This window comes from Streptomyces sp. NPDC001270, assembly GCF_042896695.1.
In the GTDB taxonomy this organism is placed as follows: Bacteria; Actinomycetota; Actinomycetes; order Streptomycetales; family Streptomycetaceae; genus Streptomyces.
Map to the genome: position 1 here is coordinate 1 of NZ_JBIAXM010000004.1, position 16,958 is coordinate 16,958.

The window sequence follows — 16,958 nt, forward strand, 5'->3', positions numbered from 1 at the left end:
GCCTAACCCGGGAGGGGGTGTGGTGCCCCCCCGGCGGGGGCCCCGGCCCCGCCCCCCCCCCCCCCCCCCCCCCCCACCCCCCCCCCCCCCCCCCCCCCCCCCCCCCCCCCGCGCGCGCCCCCCCCCCCCCCCCCCCCCCCCCCCCCCCCCCCCCCCCCCCGCGATTCGTGCTCTCGTCTGTCGCGGGCGGCATAGTGGCAGCGTTGCGCGCCGGCCTCTGGTGGGTGCGGCGCGCAACGCGACTGGACGGTCACGATCGCCGGTGGCGGGCGCCTTCGTGATCCCGCTGGTTGATCTTGCTGGGCCTTGCCTCGGCAGCCTTCGCCGACTCACGAATCGAGCGGAATCCGCGCGTTCGTGAAAACGTCTCTGGCGATCTTGCACAGGAGATTCACCGATCCGGCTCGGGCGCGTACGGCGGCAGCCGGACGATCCCCGGCCGGCGCTCCTGTCTCATGGCCCACTCGCGTACTTCTGTGCTGGTATGCCCGGCGTAGTTGTCCCAGGCGAGCGTGCCGGGGCCGCCGAGGCGGGCGTGAAGATCAACTATCAGCTGCTTGTGCCCCCATGCTCCAACCCGGCCCGTCGCGGCGGTGCATGGAGACCAAATTGTTAACGACAGGGCACTGGTGTGTGAAATCTCTGTAACGTATGTTCGCTCCGGGAGCGTCCAGAGCCTTTCTGTGGACTCTCGTCCCAGACGACGAAGTCTGAGCACCGTCCCGTCGACGTCGGGGATGTAGGGGATCACCGCAAGGCTTCGTGGACCCCGGGCGGTTGCCCTGGGTGTGCGAACTACCCGCAGTGCGGCAAGTGGAACCCTCATATATCCGAGGTCGGAGCGAAAGGCGCTCACATGGCTGAGTCGGTGGTTGGTCCAGATGCTCACCCCGCAGCGGGGGTGAGCATTCCTTTGAGGAGATCGGAGGAGGGAGGGCCTCCGCCACCAGCCTCCGGCGGCGAGACGCAGCGCCATGCGAGCGGACGCAAAGACCTCTGGTGGGACATGGCGAAAGGTTTCGTCTCGGGGGCCGGCTGGAGTGCGTTGGCCGTTGGTAATGGAATGAGTGACCCCATTAAGCAGGCGGTCGGCCAGGCGGTCGGCTTGGGTTTTCTCGCCGGCCAAAATGCGGTAAAAGTCGCGCAGAATTATTCCACGGACAGTCAGACGGCCGCGATAAACGCAGCCGCTTTCGCCGGTCACATTCTGTGGGGGGCCGGGGTAGGGGCAGGCAATACTGTCGGGAAAGTCATGGGGCCCGCCACGAATGCCGTCGCCAGCCTGACCTCTGCGGGACTCCGATATTACCAGGGAAAAGAGGGCTGGGTCAGAGATCTGGTTGGTGCGTCCGAGGGTGTGGCGTTCATGACCTCAAGTCTCCCGGGAGTAGATCCCACGGGAGTTCGGGTGGCCCGCACAGTGGCTTTTGTGAATTTGGCATCGGGATTGTTCTTGGACGCCAAGCATGACAAGGCGTTCGTGAAGCACAGCAAGGCGTTGGTAGCGGGCGGAATCGGTGCAGCTGGTGCCATCACGTGGGGCCTGGGGGCCGCGTTGGAAAAGGGCACGCCGGCAAGCAACGCGTTGCAATCCGCTGGGGCGGGAATAATCACGGTGGCACAGGCGGTGCGGCTCGGGCTGTTGCTCCGTGAACACCTCACACAGAGATCTTCACCCGCAGTGGATCTGGAACAACCCGATTACCAGCCGGCTCCTGCGTCCGAATCGACCTCTCCTGTTCCCCTCAACCCGATTGTGGCAGCCCAGATAGCCGCACCGGCAACATCTGGCGTGCCTTTGTCGGAGCTGCCCAGGCCGCTTCTGGAGGTGCCCAGTCCGCTTCTGCCGGCGGTGACCAGTCAGACTCCGCCTGCAACGCCCGGCCCACTTCTGCCGGAGCCGTCCAGTCCGTTCCTGTCGGCCGTGACCGGCCAGACTCCGCCAGTAACGCCCGACCCGTTTTCGTCGACGCCCCAGCCGGTCCCGCCAGTAGCAGCCCACCTGTATGCGCCGCCCCTGCCCGCTCCCACGCCGGATTCGGAGGCTGATGGCGACAGGAGCGCCCGCTCCCGGCCCGGTTCCGCTCCGGTCCAGACGCCTGCTTCTCCCAGGGCTGCTTCTCCCCGTGCTCCTGAGAGAGCTGCCCGTCGTGCCAGCAGATGATCTTCGGGCCCTGTCGGACAACTGTGCTCCCACCTGGCCCCCGTGAGCCGGGCAAACATCGAGGCCCCTGACCTTTCCCAGGTCAGGGGCCTCGATCAGCAGGGTGAGTGACGGGACTCGAACCCGCGACATCCTGGACCACAACCAGGTGCTCTACCAGCTGAGCTACACCCACCATGACCAGCGGCTACTGAGTGATTCTCCGACCGGCCGAGAAAAAGTGTACAGGGTCCGAAGGGGTGCTCGCGCACGGCTTTCCCGGTGTCCACCGCCGTGCCTCTGAACGTCCCTGCCGGCGGTCCCGTCCGCCCTCGCCGGCCGCGGCTTCCGGCCGTACCGCCGCGGCCGGCGCGGAGTGCTCAGTGCGCCGCGGGCAGGACGTGCTTGGCCGCGATCGTCCTGGCGGTGTCCGAGTCGGGGCCCGGCTGGGGGACGAAGATGGCCTCGCGGTAGTAGCGCAGCTCGGCGATGGACTCGCGGATGTCGGCGAGGGCCCGGTGGTTGCCGTTCTTCTCCGGGCTGTTGAAGTAGGCGCGCGGGTACCAGCGGCGGGCGAGTTCCTTGACGCTGGAGACGTCCACGATCCGGTAGTGGAGGTAGTCCTCCAGCGTGGGCATGTCGCGCAGCAGGAAGCCGCGGTCGGTGCCGACGGAGTTGCCGCACAGCGGGGCCTTGCCCGGCTCCTTCACGTGCTCCCGTACATAGGCCAGGACCCGCTCCTCCGCGTCGGCCAGCGTGGTCCCGCCGGGCAGCTCGTCGAGCAGCCCGGACGCGGTGTGCATCTCGCGCACCACCTCGGGCATCGTCTTCAGCGCCGCGTCCGGCGGACGGATGACGATGTCCACACCCTCGCCGAGCACGTTCAGCTCGGAGTCGGTGACGAGGGCGGCAACCTCGATGAGCGCGTCGTCGGACAGCGAGAGGCCGGTCATCTCGCAGTCGATCCACACCATGCGATCGTTCATATGTCTAACCTTACGGCCCGTAGCCGTTTACGGAGCCGGCCGTGCGCGGGGTCACGGCGCGGCGTACGGCGCCGCCGCCGGTCCGGAAACGGAACAGGGGCCCGGTGTACCGCACCCGGACCCCTGCCCCCTCATCGCGTCATGCGCCGGTCCGCGGCCCCGGCAGGCTCATCGCGGCCGCGCGCCGCGCCTGCATCGGCACCCCGCTCTCCGGGTGCAGCAGGGCGGGCACCGCTCCGACCGGGCCGGTCAGCCCCGCGGCCCCCGGCCCACCGGGCCCGGCCTGGGACAGCGCGGTCTCGCCGTCCAGCGACCGCTCGCCCTGCGGCCTGCGGGCCCGGTAGGCGGCGCGGTAGGCGGCGGGGGAGGAGCCCAGCTGGCGGCGGAAGTGTCCGCGCAGCGCCACCGGGGAGCGGAAGCCGCAGCGGCCGGCGACCTCGTCCACCGAGTAGTCCGACGTCTCCAGCAGCCGCTGGGCCTGGAGCACGCGCTGGGTGATCAGCCACTGCAACGGCGCGCTCCCGGTGAGCGAGCGGAAGCGGCGGTCGAACGTACGGCGGCTCATGTACGCGCGCGCGGCCAGCGTCTCCACGTCGAACTGCTCGTGGAGGTGCTCCAGCGCCCAGGCGACGACCTCGGCCAGCGGGTCGGCGCCGATCTCCTCCGGTAAAGACCGGTCGAGGTAGCGCTCCTGACCGCCGCTGCGGCGCGGCGGGACCACCAGGCGCCGGGCGAGCGCGCCGGCCGCCTCGTTGCCGTGGTCCGTGCGCACGATGTGCAGGCACAGGTCGATCCCGGCGGCCGTGCCCGCCGACGTCAGGACGTCGCCGTCGTCGACGAACAGCTCTCTGGGATCGACGTGCACCGACGGGTAGCGCTTGGCCAGCGTCGGTGCGTACATCCAGTGGGTGGTGGCCGGGCGGCCGTCCAGCAGGCCCGCGGCCGCCAGGACGAACGCGCCGGTGCACAGCCCCACGATGCGGGCGCCCTCCTCGTGTGCGCGGCGCAGCGCGTCGAGTGCGTCCTCGGGCGGCGGCGCGGTGATCGACCGCCAGGCCGGCACGACGACCGTACCCGCGCGGGAGATCGCTTCCAGGCCGTGTGGCGCGGTGAGTTCCAGGCCCCCTGTGGTCCGCAGCGGGCTTTCCTCACCGGCGGCCACCAACAGGCGGTAGCGCGGTACTCCGGCGTCCTGGCGGTCGATGCCGAACACCGACAGCGGTATGGAACTTTCGAAGATGGGGCCGCCGCTGAACAGCAGCACCGCGACGATCTCCTTGCGGCGGCGCCCGGAAAGTTTCCGGGCCGCGGCTTCCGGCGCGGCAGTGGAGTCGTGGCTCATCCCTGCTAAGCCCCCCTCGGTGGTCGCGGCTCCTCGGTTGTGTCGCTCCTGCACGTTTCCCCTCGGTCCTGCACGAGTCCCCCGCCATACGACAATCAAGATCGAATCTACTGTGTCCCGATGTGCCACGGTGACCAGTTCGACAAGTGGCACATTGTCGACATGACAACTTGGCGTGAAGCATTCGATCACGAAGCGTTGCACTCGTGTGCCGCGTAGGGAAGTGCGCCTCGTCGTAGTGGCCAAACCGCGTAGGGTGCGGATGCCCTCCGGGACCCTTTCCGTGCAGGTGGAACGGGGGTTTGGGGGTGCTCGACCCACGGCCGGGAGGGGGTTCAGAAGTTGGCTGAAAACCAGCGGACGCGTGCATAAAAACCGGTCAGCCGACCGGTGTACCGCCCCGGGTGTGACGTCCGCCTCTTTGCTGTGCGCAACGTTCGGAGCGACGCAGCAGGACGCGGCAGGCGGCGGTGACGGCGGCGAGGCCGAAGGCGGTGCCGGCGGTACCGGCGAGCGAGGCGCCGTACCAGAGGAGGACCACGGGGACCAGGAAGCAGCTGAACACGCCCCAGCGGACGACGTCGGTCGCCGCGTCCGGGGCGGACCCGGCCGGAGCGGAGGGGGCTGAGGGGGCGGACGGGGGTGATGAGGGCGCTGGGGACGGTGATGCGGAAGGTGGGGGCGGGGGTGACGGCTCGGGCCGGGCGGACCGGCCGGACCCGGTGTCGTCCGGGGCGGACCCGGCGGGCCGGGTGGCGTGGCGTCCCCCGGAACGGGTGGCGGGTCCGGACATCTGTGCTCCCTGTGGCGTGGCTCACGCTGATCAACGCGTGGTCGGGCGGTCGGTCACTCACGGCCGCGACCGCCGGGTGCCGCTCACGTAAGGGAACCCTGTGCAAACCGCCTGTACAGCGCACCAAGCATTGCGTTCCGCGCGTCCCCTCGTGCATGCTCCCTGGAACCCCGCGGTGCCCGCGCGGGATCTGGGCTTAAGGAGGCGTGCCGCCGTACCCTTGGGGGTATGGGGTTGGGAACATGCTTCCCGGACACAGCTCCGCCGCACCCTGTCGTCCCACCCACGAGGATCACAACGCCGAGACATCCATGGCCGGTCACGAATTCTTCGAACCCGCGGACCGCAAGCGGCCGGTCGCCGACCCCACGGCGGCCGATCCCCTGGCGGCTGAAGAGTCACGTTCTACCTGCGATCCAGCCTTCAAGCACGGAGTCGTCGTCGGTTTTGACGGCTCCACGTCCAGTGAGCGCGCCCTCGCCTACGCGATCGGCATGGCCCACCGCTCCCAGTCGGGTCTGATCATCGTCCACGTCGCCAACCGGCTGCCCACCACGGTGTGGGCGGGCTGCGAGCCACCGGTCTTCGTCGACGTGCCCGACCACCGCACCGAGGTCCTGGGCCTGGAACTCGCCTGTGCGGACTATCTGGCCGAGGTGCCCTGGATCCTCGTCGAGCGCGGCGGCGACATCTGCCACGAACTCGAAGAGGTGGGGCGGGAGTACGAGGCGGACGCGATCGTCGTCGGCTCCACGCACGGCATCGTGGGCCGGATCTTCGGCTCGGTGGCCGGCCGCCTCGCCAAACGGGCTCAGCGGCCCGTGGTGGTCATCCCCTAGCCGTCCTCGACCGACCCTGGCCGTCCCAAGTCGTTCCCAGCCGTCCCGCACACCCTCAACTCCTCTCCCTCACCTGCCGTTTCGCACGTTGCCACCTCGATGTGCGCGGTCGTGCGCAGGGTCCGCGATGCCCGAACCCACCGACACGTAGAGGTATTTGTGCCCTTGTGAAGGGCATATACGGGTCACCGCACTCCTGCACCTGCATGAAGGGAGCCCGCCATGGACAAAGACGTCTCAGCGGGAAGCACCACCACGGTCGTCGGCCGACTCGCCCTCGGCATCACCCTGTTGGCCTTCGGGCTCGGCCACACCGCCGTGATCGACGGTGTGGCGGCCTCCGACGCCGTGTCACTGGCCCGCTACGTGGGTGGTGTCACGCTGTTCGTCGCCGGCCTGTTGGCGTTCCGCGACCGCGACTCCGTCACCGGCACGGCCTACTCGGTACTCGGCGCACTCTGGTTCACCTGGGCCGTCTCGGCGGGCACCCAGGTGTCGCACGACGCCGCCGGACTCTTCCTGCTCCTGTTCGCCCTCGTGACGCTCACGCTGACCCTCGCCGGCCGCGATCCGCTCACGCAGGGCACCTACGGTCTGTTCCTCGTCTCCCTGGTGCTGCTCGCCATCGCGCAGTTCGCGACCAGCGGCTCGCTCGCGAAGGCCGGCGGCTGGTTCGCCGTCGCCGCGGGCGCGGTGGCCTGGTACGCGGCTACGGCGGCCCTCGCCCACTGGCCGACGGTCCTGCCGCGCCGCGCTGCCCCCGGCCGGGGGGTGACGGCCGCCGGCTGACGGGCAGCCTGTGCCGGGGCAGGGTGTCCCCCCGGTGAAAGCGAGCGGACCCCCGTGGCCGGCAGCACCCACGGGGGTCCGTTCCGTTCGCGGCGGCTACTCGACCGTGACCGACTTCGCGAGGTTGCGCGGCTTGTCGATGTCGCGGCCCAGGGCCTTCGCCGTGTGGTAGGCGAGCAACTGGAGCGGGATGCCCATGAGGATCGGGTCCAGCTCGTCCTCGTTCTTCGGTACGACGATCGTCTGGTCCGCCTTGTGCTGCTCCTGGTGGGCCACCGCGAGGATCTTGCCGCTGCGGGCCTTGATCTCCTCCAGGGCGGCGCGGTTCTTCTCCAGCAGGTCGTCGTCCGGCACGATCGCGACCGTCGGCAGGGCGGGCTCGATCAGCGCGAGCGGGCCGTGCTTGAGCTCCGAGGCCGGGTACGCCTCCGCGTGGATGTAGGAGACCTCCTTGAGCTTCAGGGAGGCTTCGCGGGCCACCGGGTAGCCGCGGACGCGGCCGATGAAGAGCATCGAGCGGGCCGCGGCGTACTGCTCGGACAGCTCCTTGATCTGCTCCTCCTGCTTCAGGATCTCGGTGATCTGCTCGGGCAGCCGGCGCAGGCCCTCGATGATCCGCTTGCCGTCGCGGACGGAGAGGTCGCGGGTGCGGCCCAGGTGCAGGGCGAGGAGGGCGAAGGCGACGGTGGTGTTGGTGAAGCACTTGGTGGACACCACGCACACCTCAGGGCCGGCGTGGACGTACATGCCGCCGTCCGCCTCGCGGGCGATCGCCGAGCCCACGACGTTGACGATGCCCAGCACCCGGGCGCCCTTGCGCTTCAGCTCCTGCACGGCCGCCAGCACGTCGTACGTCTCACCGGACTGGGAGACCGCGACGTACAGCGTGTCGGGGTCGACGACGGCGTTGCGGTAGCGGAACTCCGAGGCGGGCTCGGCGTCGGCGGGGATGCGGGCCAGCTCCTCGATCATCTGGGCGCCGATCATGCCCGCGTGGTAGGAGGTGCCGCAGCCGAGGATCTTCACCCGGCGGATCCGCCGGGCCTCGCGGGCGTCCAGGTTGAGCCCGCCGAGGTGCACGGTGGAGAAGCGGTCGTCGATACGGCCGCGCAGCACCCGGTCGACCGCTTCGGCCTGCTCGTGGATCTCCTTGTGCATGTAGGTGTCGTGGCCGCCCATGTCGTACGACTCGGCCTCCCACTCCACCGTGGTCGGCTCGGCGGTGGTGCGGGTGCCCTCCGTGGTGTAGGTACGGAAGTCGTCGGCCTTGAGGGTGGCCATCTCGCCGTCGTCGAGGGTCACTATCTGGCGGGTGTGGGCGACCAGGGCGGCCACGTCGGAGGCGACGAACATCTCCTTCTCGCCGATGCCGAGGACGACCGGGGAGCCGTTGCGGGCCACCACGATGCGGTCGGGGTGGTCGGCGTGCAGCACCGCGATGCCGTAGGTGCCCTCGACCACCCGCAGCGTCTCGCGGACCTTGTCCTCCAGCTTCTCGGCCGGGGAGCGGGCGATCAGATGGGTGAGGACCTCGGTGTCGGTCTCGGAGAGGAACTCCACGCCGTCCGCCGTCAGCTTGCGGCGCAGGTCGGCGGCGTTGTCGATGATGCCGTTGTGCACGACGGCGACCTTGCCGTCGGCCGACAGGTGCGGATGGGCGTTCAGGTCGGAGGGGGCGCCGTGGGTGGCCCAGCGGGTGTGGGCGATGCCGGTGGTGCCCTTGAAGCGCGCGGGGACGCGGGCCTCCAGGTCGCGCACCCGGCCCTTGGCCTTGACCGTCTTCAGGGCCGACGCCTTCGGGGCGGTGATGGCGATGCCCGCGGAGTCGTAGCCGCGGTACTCCAGACGCTGCAAGCCCTCCAGGAGCAGCGGCGCGACATCACGCTTCCCGATGTATCCGACAATTCCGCACATATACAGGTATTCCTCTGTCCGTGGTCGACCGGTCATCGGTCGACCGGTCGTCGGTCGTCAGCCCTGGACTGTTTTCAGCCGTACACGATGCGCCGCAGCTGTCTGAGCGTCAGCTCGGGCGGCGCCACCGCCCGGTACTTCAGGTCCGTCTCGATCCGTTCGAAGATCGCCGCGTTCACCAGGCCCTGGGCCTGGAGTTCGCGGTGGCGGCGGCGGACGTAGTCCTCGGTCGTCTCGTCGAAGAAGGCGAGCACGTCCTGGATCACCCGCAGCGCCTCGCCCGGGCCGAGCGCCGTGGATCGTGTCAGGTGATCGACCAGTTCATCGTGCACCCGTAGATCCTGGGGTACCGGCAGCGGTTTCGCAAGGATCCTGCCCGATATCGGGCAGGCGTGTGGGCTTGAAACTGTTGGAATTTTCATGGGGTGCTGTTTGCAAACTGTCCATTCGGCGTCTTGTGCCCGGTCGTTTGTGAAGACAAGTTTCAGACACCATGGACATCCCACGCATGGGCGTACCCGAGAAGTTGGCCGAGCGCATGAGCATGGCCGAGCAGCATGAATACCTCCGCGCCAGGTTCTCGCGGCGCTCGATGATCAGGGGCGGCGCGGTCACGCTCGGCGCGGTCGCCGGTGGCGCGTTCGTACCGGGGGCCGTCGCCCAGGCGGCCGTCCCGACCCAGCAGACCGCTCCCGCCACCGAGACCGTCGACGGTGCCTACGTCGCCCCCTTCGGCCGGCACCTCGCCTACGGCAACGACCCGCGCACCGAGATCACGGTGTCCTGGCAGGTCCCGGTCGCCGTCAAGAAGCCCTTCATCCGGATCGGCGCCCACCCCTGGGACCTCTCCCGCAAGATCGACGCCGAGGTCCGCACCCTGTACACGCCGGCCGGCGTCGGCGCGAGCGGCGACCACACGCAGTACTACGTCCACGCCAAGCTGACCCACCTGCGGCCGGGCAGCACCTACTACTACGGCGTCGGCCACCAGGGCTTCGACCCGGCCCAGCCGCACCTCGCGGGCACCGTGGGCACCTTCACCACCGCCCCCGCCGGCAAGAAGGCGTTCACCTTCACCGCCTTCGGCGACGAGGGCGTCGGCTACCACGGCCTCGCCAACAACGCCCTGATCCTGGGCCAGAACCCGGCCTTCCACCTGCACGCCGGTGACATCGCCTACGGCGACCCGGCCGGCCAGGGCAAGACCGCCGACACCGGCTTCGACTCCCGCGTCTGGGACCAGTTCCTCGCCCAGACCGAGTCGGTCGCCAAGTCCGTGCCGTGGATGCCCGCCTACGGCAACCACGACATGGAAGCCTGGTACTCGCCCAACGGCTACGGCGGCGAGGACGCCCGCTGGACCCTGCCGGACAACGGCCCCGACAAGGAGCACCTGCCGGGCGTCTACTCCTTCGTCTACGGCAACACCGCGGTCATCTCCCTCGACGCCAACGACGTCTCCTTCGAGATCCCCGCCAACCTCGGCATCTCCGGCGGCACCCAGACCAAGTGGCTGGAGACCCAGCTGAAGAAGTACCGGGCCGCCAAGGACATCGACTTCGTCGTCGTCTTCTTCCACCACTGCGCCTACTGCACCTCCACCGCGCACGCCTCCGAGGGCGGGGTGCGCAACGAGTGGGTGCCGCTGTTCGAGAAGTACACCGTGGACCTGGTCATCAACGGCCACAACCACCAGTACGAGCGCACCGACGTCCTCAAGGCGGGCGCCGTCACCAAGAAGCTCCCGATCGGCGGCACCGCCTACCCCGAGACCGAGGGCGTCGTCTACGTGACGGCGGGCGCGGCCGGCCGCAGCCTGTACGCGTTCAGCGCCCCGCTGTCCTACGAGGGCCACGAGAACGAGGTCGACTCCGTGGCCTCCTTCATCAACACCAAGGACGGCAAGCAGAACGAGACGGTCACCTGGTCGCGCGTGCGCTACCTCGACTACTCGTTCCTGCGGGTGGACGTCACCCCGGCGGCCAAGGGCCGCTACGCCACCCTGACGGTGCGCGGCATTGCCGAGACCGGTGACCAGGTCGACCACTTCACCGTGGCGCGCAAGGCCAAGTGACGGCGGGTGCGTCCGGAAGGCGGGACGCACCCGACCCGAGTGCGGGCGGTCCTCACATGCGTTTGAGGACCGCCCGCTTCGCCATGCCGAACTCCTCGTCCGTGAGCACCCCGTCCCGGTGCAGCTCGCCGAGTTCGCGCAGCCGCCGCAGCAGCGCGTCATGGTCGTCGGCGGGTCCGGGCCCCGGTGCCCCGGACGACCGCGGCCCGGCGTCCGGCTCCCAGGCGTCCTGGGGCGCCGACGGGTGCGGCAGCCGGACCTGCACGGCGGCGGCGACCAGCGCCATCAGCGGGTCCCGCTTGAAACCCCACAGCTCGACGGCGTTGGGGTCGTACTTGGCGGGCGCCTGGCCGGCCGTGCCCCGCACGGTGAAGCGCAGCTGCCCGTTCTCCAGCCCGGCGGCCGGCTGCCACTCCACGCCGGTGATGTCACCGACGGCGAGGGTCCGGGTCCCGGCGGCGGACTTGGCCTCCTCGGTCTTCCAGTTCCACTCCAGGCGGACCTGCTCACCGTCGAAGACCGCCGTGCCGTCCCCGGCGGAGGCCGACAGCGGGACGGGCGGGCCCGGCAGCAGGTAGGCGGTCACCGGGTCGGCCGGCACCCGGTTCAGCAGCAGCGCGGCCCGGACCGCGTCCGTGAAGTACTCGGCGACGCCGTAGCGGTCCGGCTCGACGACGAGCCGGTACGGGTCGTGCGGCTCGGCGAGCCGGCCGCCGGTGGCGTGCAGCAGCGGGTCCGCGCCGTCGCGCAGCCGCAGCCGCAGCCGGCCCGACCTGCGGCCCTGCTCGAACGAGATCCCCGCCAGCGCTTCCAGCGGGACGAGCAGTTCCCCGAGGGTCCCGCGGAGCAGGCCGACGCTCTTGTCCCGCCCCGGGGTGAGCCGGAGGGTGTCGCCGTCGAACACCCAGGAGCCGTCCTTCTGGAGGATTTCCGCCATACGGCGATTGTTCCACCAGGCGCCGTGCCCCGCGGGCGCGTCACAGGTCCGCGAGGGGGTTCCGCAGGCTGCCGACGAGCTGGAGCGCGCCCGAGGGGTCCGCCAGGTCCAGCATCTGCCGGTTGTCGCGCAACTGGAGCCGGTTGAGGCAGGACAGGGCGAACTCGGGCGCGAACAGGTCGTACTGCCGGAACCTGTCGGCGAGCGAGGGCACCGAGTCCTGGTACTCCCGGGCCACCTCGGCGACCGTCCGCCAGAAGTCCTCCTCCGTAAGGACGCCCTCGGCGGCGAGGCCGGCCGCGACGAAGCGGAAGAAGCAGTCGAAGACGTCCGTGAAGATCGACAGGAGTTTCGTGTCCTCGGGGACGTCGACGCGGATGCGCGCGACCTCCGGGGGGAGCACCGCGTCCGGGTCCATGACCACGATCTCCTCGGCGATGTCCTTGAAGACGGCGCGCTGGACGATGCCGTCCTTCAGCACCAGGATCACGTTCTCGCCGTGCGGCATGTAGGCCAGGTCGTAGGCGTAGAAGCTGTGCAGCAGCGGCACGAGGTAGGCCCGCAGATAGCGGCGCAGCCACTGGGTGGGCACCAGCCCCGACCGCTCGATCAGCGCCCCGGCGAAGGACGCGCCCTCGTGGTCGACATGGGCGAGGGAGGCCATCGTGGCGAGCGTCTCGCCCTCCTGAAGGGCGGGGACCGGGCTCTCCCGCCACAGGGCGGCGAGCATCTTGCGGTACGGCGAGTGGCGGTCCGTGGCCTGTTCGTACTCCAGGTGCCGGTAGCCGACCGCCGCCCGCTCGCGGATGACGGTGAGGCCGGTGGCCTTGAGCACCGGGTCGTCGTCGATCAGCCGGACCAGCCAGTCGTTGATGGCCGGGGTGGCCGCCATGTAGGCGGCGGACAGGCCGCGCATGAAGCCCATGTTGAGGACGGACAGCGCCGTCTTCACATAGTGCTTGTGCGGGTGGCTGGTGTTGAAGAAGGTCCGGATGGACTGCTGGGCGAGGTAGGCGTCGTCGCCCTCGCCCAGGCAGACCAGGTGCTCGCGGGCGACCTCGGCGGCGAAGGTGACGGTGAGCTTGTTCCACCACTGCCACGGGTGGACGGGGATGAAGACGTAGTCGGCGGGGTCCAGGCCCCGGTCGGTCAGCCGCCGCTCGAACCGCTCGACGGTCCGCTCGCCCAGCTCCTGCCGCAGGAAGGACGCGTACTCGATGCCGGCGCCGGCCGTGAAGACCGCCCGGGAGCGGTGCGCGGCGACCCAGACGAGGCGGACCGGGCTCGCGGTCTCGGGGGCGTACGACAGGTACTCGTGGAGGCCGAAGCCGAGCCGCCCGTTGTTGGCGACGAAGCAGGGGTGGCCCTCGGTCATGCCGGTCTCGATCTCCTGGAAACCGGCTCGGGCCAGTTGCGCGGAGGTCAGCGGGGGCTTGGCGAGTTTGTAGCAGGTGCCGGCGAGGGTGGCGGAGATCTCCTCCAGGTACACCGGCAGGACCTCGTCGCTCAGGCCGAGCGCGTGCCGCAGTTCGATGCAGAAGTCCAGTGCGGCGAGCGGGAGTTCGGCCTCGTCGCGGTGCCGGGTGATCGAGTGGGCGTCGATCTCCCAGTGGTCGAGGGCGCGGCGGGTCGCGGTGAAGCGGTAGCGGGTCAGTCCGTCGTCGCTGCGCACGACGTATCCGTCGGCTCCGGCACCGTCCCGTTCGGGGGTGATCAGGCGTTCGTGCGCGAACTCGGCGAGTGCCTTGCGGACCAGCAGCCGGTTGGCCTGCTCCCAGCGCTGGGGGGAGAGGTGGGCCACGGCGTCGGCGAGGGTCATGCCGCCACCGCCCGCTCGAACCGCGCACGGGTGCAGAAGCTCAGCAGCGCCGCCTTCTCCGGCTTGCGGATCTCCCGTTCGGGCCGGAACCCGACTGCCTCGTTCAACGCGTGCACCGCCTTGTTGCGTATGTCCGGTTCGACCACGATCCGGTGGGTCGCCGGGTCGTCGAAGAGGTGCGCGAGAACGGCGGTGATGACGGCCCGGGTGAAGCCGTGCACCGGGGTGTCCGTGGCCGGGACCAGGAAGTGCATGCCGACGTCACCCGCCTCCGGCTCGTACAGGCCGACCAGTTCCCGGTGGGCCGGGTCGTAGCGCTCCATCAGGAAGGCGGGCTCGCCGTCCAGCAGGCCCAGCAGGGCGTGGTGGTGCTCGTCGGCCGCGATCTCCATGTAGGCGCGCTCGACGTCCTCCAGTCTGGCGTCCTGCATCATCCAGAACGCGGCCTTGGGGTGGGTGACCCAGGAGTGCAGCAACTCGGCGTCCGTGAGCGGGTCGAGGGGACGGAAGGTGAAGTTCATACCGAAAACTCCTGGAACGCGATCGTCTTCTCGACCGGGTAGTACTCGGTGCCGAGCAGCTCCCGGATGATGTAGCTGTTGCGGTACGCGCCCATGCCCAGGTCGGGGCTGGTGATGCTGTGTGCGTGCACGCCCGCGTTCTGCAGGAAGACGCCCCGGCCGGTCACGTCGATGGTGTAGTTGCGGGCCACGTCGAAGTTGCCCTGCGTGTCGTAGCGCAGCCGGTCGCGGACGGGCTTCAGGAAGGCGGGCTCGGTGTACCGGTAGCCGGTGGCGAGGACGAGGCCCTCCGAGCGCAGCTCGAAGTCCTTGCCCTGCTCCTGCTGGCGGAAGGTCAGGGTGTAGTGGCCGTCCTGGTAACTCGCCTGCTCCAGTGAGGAGTTGGTGATCAGGCGGGTGGGGACGGGCCCGCCGAGGTTCTTCTGGTAGAGCAGGTCGAAGATGTCGTCGACCAGATCCCCGTCGATGCCCTTGAACAGGCCCTTCTGCTGGGCGGTGAGGCGGTAGCGGGTGGCCTCCGGCAGCGCGTGGTAGTAGTCGACGTACTCCGGGGAGGTCATCTCCAGGGTGAGTTTCGTGTACTCCAGCGGGAAGAAGCGCGGGGAGCGGGTGACCCAGTTCAGCCGGTAGCCGTGCACGTCGATCCCGCCGAGCAGGTCGTGGTAGATCTCGGCGGCCGACTGGCCGCTGCCGACCAGCGTGATCGACTCCTTGGCCAGCAGCCGCTCCTTGTGCTCCAGGTAGCGGGAGTTGTGCAGGAGGTCGCCGCCGAGGCCCCGGCACGCCTCGGGGAGGTAGGGCGGGGTGCCGGTGCCGAGGACCAGGTGGCGGGCGCGGAACGTCTCGCCGGCCCGGGTGTGCGCCGTGTACAGCCCGTCGTCGTACGTCACCTCGGTGACCGTCGTGCCGAACCGGACGCCGCTCAGCTTCGAGGCCGCCCAGCGGCAGTAGTCGTCGTACTCGACCCGCAGCGGGTAGAAGTTCTCGCGGATGTAGAAGGAGTAGAGGCGGCCCTTCTCCTTCAGGTAGTTGAGGAAGGAGAACTCCGAGGTCGGGTCGGCCAGGGTGACCAGGTCCGACATGAACGGGGTCTGGAGGTGGGCGCCGTCGAGGAACATCCCGGCGTGCCAGGAGAAGTCCGGCTTGGCCTCCAGGAAGACGCCGTCGAGTTCGGCGATCGGCTCGGTCAGGCAGGCGAGGCCGAGGTTGAAGGGGCCCAGGCCGATCCCCACGAAATCGTAGGTCTTGCTTCGGGTGTCAGGACGCGCGGTCAAGGGATGCTCCCAGGTACTGCTCGGCGTGGCCGGCGATCAGGTCAAGGACGGCGGCGATGTCGGCGGTCGTGGTCTCGGGATTGAGCAGGGTGAACTTCAGGTAGTGGCGGCCGTCGACCCGGGTGGCGGCGACCACCGCGTCACCGGAGGCGAACAGCGCCTTGCGGGCGTGCAGGTTGGCGCGGTCGATCTCGGCCGGGTCGGTGACGCCCGCCGGGACGCAGCGGAAGACCAGGGTGGAGAGCGCGGGCTCGACGACCACGTCGAAGCGCGGGTCGGCGGCCAGCAGCCGCCAGCCGTCCCGGGCCAGGTCGCAGACCTCGTCGAAGAGTTCGCCTATGCCGTCGGCGCCCATGGTGCGCAGGGTCAGCCACAGCTTGAGGGCGTCGAAGCGGCGGGTGGTCTGGAGGGACTTGTCGACCTGGTTGGGGACGCGCTCCGGTGCGGTGCGGCGGGGGTTGAGGTAGTCCGCGTGGTAGGTGGCGTGCCGCAGGGTGGCGCCGTCCCGGACCAGCACGGCGGACGAACTCACCGGCTGGAAGAAGGACTTGTGGTAGTCGACGGTGACCGAGTCGGCGCGCTCGATGCCCGCGAGGCGGTCCCGGTACTTGACGGAGGCGAGCAGTCCGCAGCCGTAGGCGGCGTCCACGTGCAGCCACACCCCGTACCGGGCGCACAGTGCGGCGATCTCGGGCAGCGGGTCGATGGATCCGAAGTCGGTGGTCCCGGCGGTGGCGACGACGGCCATCGCGACGAGGCCGTCCCGCGTGCAGCGCTCCAGTTCGCGGGCGAGGGCGACGGTCCGCATCCGCCTGTCCCGGTCGACGGGGACCGGGATGACGGCGTCCTGACCGAGGCCCAGCAGTTTCGCCGCCTTCTGCACGCTGAAGTGGCTCGCCTCGGAGGCGAGGATGCGCAGTCTGCCGAGCGAGCCGGTCTTGGCCTCCTCGCGGGCGAGCAGCAGCGCCTGGAGGTTGGACTGGGTGCCGCCGGAGGTGAAGACTCCGTCGGCGGCCGGGCCGAGGCCGATGCGGGCGGCCGTCCAGTCGATGAGCCGGCGTTCGATGAGGGTGCCGCCGGCCGACTGGTCCCAGGTGTCCAGGGAGGAGTTCACGGCGGACAGGACGGCCTCGCCGACGACGGCCGGGATGACCACCGGGCAGTTGAGGTGGGCGAGGTAGCGGGGGTGGTGGAAGTAGACCGCGTCGCGGAGGTAGATCTCCTCCAGCTCGTCGAGCACCGCGGCCGTGTCGTGCAGGGGGCGGTCGAGGTCGATCCGCTCGACGCGCGGGGCGAGGGTGTCGACCGTGACGCCGGTGAACGGTCGCTCCGTGGTGGCGAGTTTGGCCGCCACCCGCTCTACTCCTTCGGTCACGGAGCGGCGGTAGTGCTCCGCGGTGAGGTCATTGAGCAGGTGCGAGCGCATGCGGGGTCCTCCGAGGGGACGGTCCGGGCGGGACGGGGAGAGGGGCGGTTTCCCACTTAGGTAAGGCTAACCTAAGTTGTAATTCCGGAAACCCGCCCCTC

The 16,958-nt window shown here is 69.9% G+C and carries 13 protein-coding genes and 1 tRNA gene; 3 read left to right on the forward strand and 11 right to left on the reverse strand.

Annotated features, from left to right (window positions below; all coding sequences use genetic code 11):
• Positions 1 to 2,266 precede the first annotated feature (2,266 nt).
• The 4 genes from ACFY2B_RS08315 to ACFY2B_RS08330 form a co-directional block, all read right to left on the reverse strand.
• A tRNA-His gene (locus tag ACFY2B_RS08315) sits at positions 2,267 to 2,339 on the reverse strand.
• 184 nt (positions 2,340 to 2,523) lie between these two features.
• Positions 2,524 to 3,129: an oligoribonuclease gene (gene orn / locus ACFY2B_RS08320; RefSeq protein ID WP_390762352.1), complete on the reverse strand. Its 606-nt coding sequence runs from the start codon at positions 3,127 to 3,129 to the stop codon at positions 2,524 to 2,526.
• Positions 3,130 to 3,268: 139 nt separating this feature from the next.
• Positions 3,269 to 4,471: a helix-turn-helix domain-containing protein gene (locus tag ACFY2B_RS08325; RefSeq protein WP_390762353.1), complete on the reverse strand. Its 1,203-nt coding sequence runs from the start codon at positions 4,469 to 4,471 to the stop codon at positions 3,269 to 3,271.
• A 379-nt stretch (positions 4,472 to 4,850) separates the two neighbouring features.
• Positions 4,851 to 5,036: a hypothetical protein gene (locus ACFY2B_RS08330; RefSeq protein WP_390762354.1), complete on the reverse strand. Its 186-nt coding sequence runs from the start codon at positions 5,034 to 5,036 to the stop codon at positions 4,851 to 4,853.
• A gap of 539 nt (positions 5,037 to 5,575) precedes the next feature.
• Here ACFY2B_RS08330 and ACFY2B_RS08335 point away from each other — a divergent pair.
• Together ACFY2B_RS08335 and ACFY2B_RS08340 are read left to right on the forward strand one after the other, a co-directional pair.
• Positions 5,576 to 6,103 carry a universal stress protein gene (locus ACFY2B_RS08335; RefSeq protein ID WP_390762355.1) on the forward strand — a complete coding sequence of 176 codons (528 nt, stop codon included), beginning with the start codon at positions 5,576 to 5,578 and terminating at the stop codon, positions 6,101 to 6,103.
• Between the two features lie 222 nt (positions 6,104 to 6,325).
• A complete protein-coding gene (locus ACFY2B_RS08340) occupies positions 6,326 to 6,892 on the forward strand; it encodes a GPR1/FUN34/YaaH family transporter (protein WP_390762356.1) in 567 nt (188 codons plus the stop codon).
• Between the two features lie 96 nt (positions 6,893 to 6,988).
• On the opposite strand, the gene glmS is transcribed toward ACFY2B_RS08340, so the two are convergent.
• Positions 6,989 to 8,806, reverse strand: a complete 1,818-nt coding sequence (glmS, locus tag ACFY2B_RS08345) for a glutamine--fructose-6-phosphate transaminase (isomerizing) (RefSeq protein WP_390762357.1) — start codon at positions 8,804 to 8,806, stop codon at positions 6,989 to 6,991.
• Between the two features lie 74 nt (positions 8,807 to 8,880).
• The gene (locus ACFY2B_RS08350) at positions 8,881 to 9,138 is read right to left on the reverse strand and encodes a hypothetical protein (protein ID WP_390762358.1); all 258 of its coding nucleotides are present in this window, start codon (positions 9,136 to 9,138) and stop codon (positions 8,881 to 8,883) included.
• 176 nt (positions 9,139 to 9,314) lie between these two features.
• Between ACFY2B_RS08350 and ACFY2B_RS08355 the strand changes: the two genes are divergently transcribed.
• Positions 9,315 to 10,880: a purple acid phosphatase family protein gene (locus ACFY2B_RS08355; RefSeq protein ID WP_390762359.1), complete on the forward strand. Its 1,566-nt coding sequence runs from the start codon at positions 9,315 to 9,317 to the stop codon at positions 10,878 to 10,880.
• A 52-nt stretch (positions 10,881 to 10,932) separates the two neighbouring features.
• On the opposite strand, the gene ACFY2B_RS08360 is transcribed toward ACFY2B_RS08355, so the two are convergent.
• Genes ACFY2B_RS08360 through desA form a run of 5 tightly spaced genes read right to left on the reverse strand, consistent with a single transcriptional unit; the run spans position 10,933 to position 16,857 of the window.
• Entirely contained in the window at positions 10,933 to 11,817 is an 885-nt protein-coding gene (locus ACFY2B_RS08360) for a DUF4429 domain-containing protein (RefSeq protein ID WP_390762360.1), read from the reverse strand.
• A gap of 40 nt (positions 11,818 to 11,857) precedes the next feature.
• On the reverse strand, positions 11,858 to 13,636 hold the full coding sequence (locus ACFY2B_RS08365) for an IucA/IucC family protein (protein WP_390762361.1): 1,779 nt from the start codon (positions 13,634 to 13,636) through the stop codon (positions 11,858 to 11,860).
• Positions 13,633 to 14,157, reverse strand: coding sequence for a GNAT family N-acetyltransferase (locus tag ACFY2B_RS08370; RefSeq protein ID WP_390762362.1), 525 nt, complete (start codon positions 14,155 to 14,157; stop codon positions 13,633 to 13,635). Before ACFY2B_RS08370 ends, ACFY2B_RS08365 begins: the two co-directional genes overlap by 4 nt.
• Positions 14,154 to 15,431: a lysine N(6)-hydroxylase/L-ornithine N(5)-oxygenase family protein gene (locus ACFY2B_RS08375; RefSeq protein ID WP_390762363.1), complete on the reverse strand. Its 1,278-nt coding sequence runs from the start codon at positions 15,429 to 15,431 to the stop codon at positions 14,154 to 14,156. The genes ACFY2B_RS08370 and ACFY2B_RS08375 overlap by 4 nt, the downstream gene beginning before the upstream one ends.
• A complete protein-coding gene (gene desA / locus ACFY2B_RS08380) occupies positions 15,415 to 16,857 on the reverse strand; it encodes a lysine decarboxylase DesA (protein WP_390762364.1) in 1,443 nt (480 codons plus the stop codon). Before desA ends, ACFY2B_RS08375 begins: the two co-directional genes overlap by 17 nt.
• Between the last annotated feature and the right edge of the window lie 101 nt (positions 16,858 to 16,958).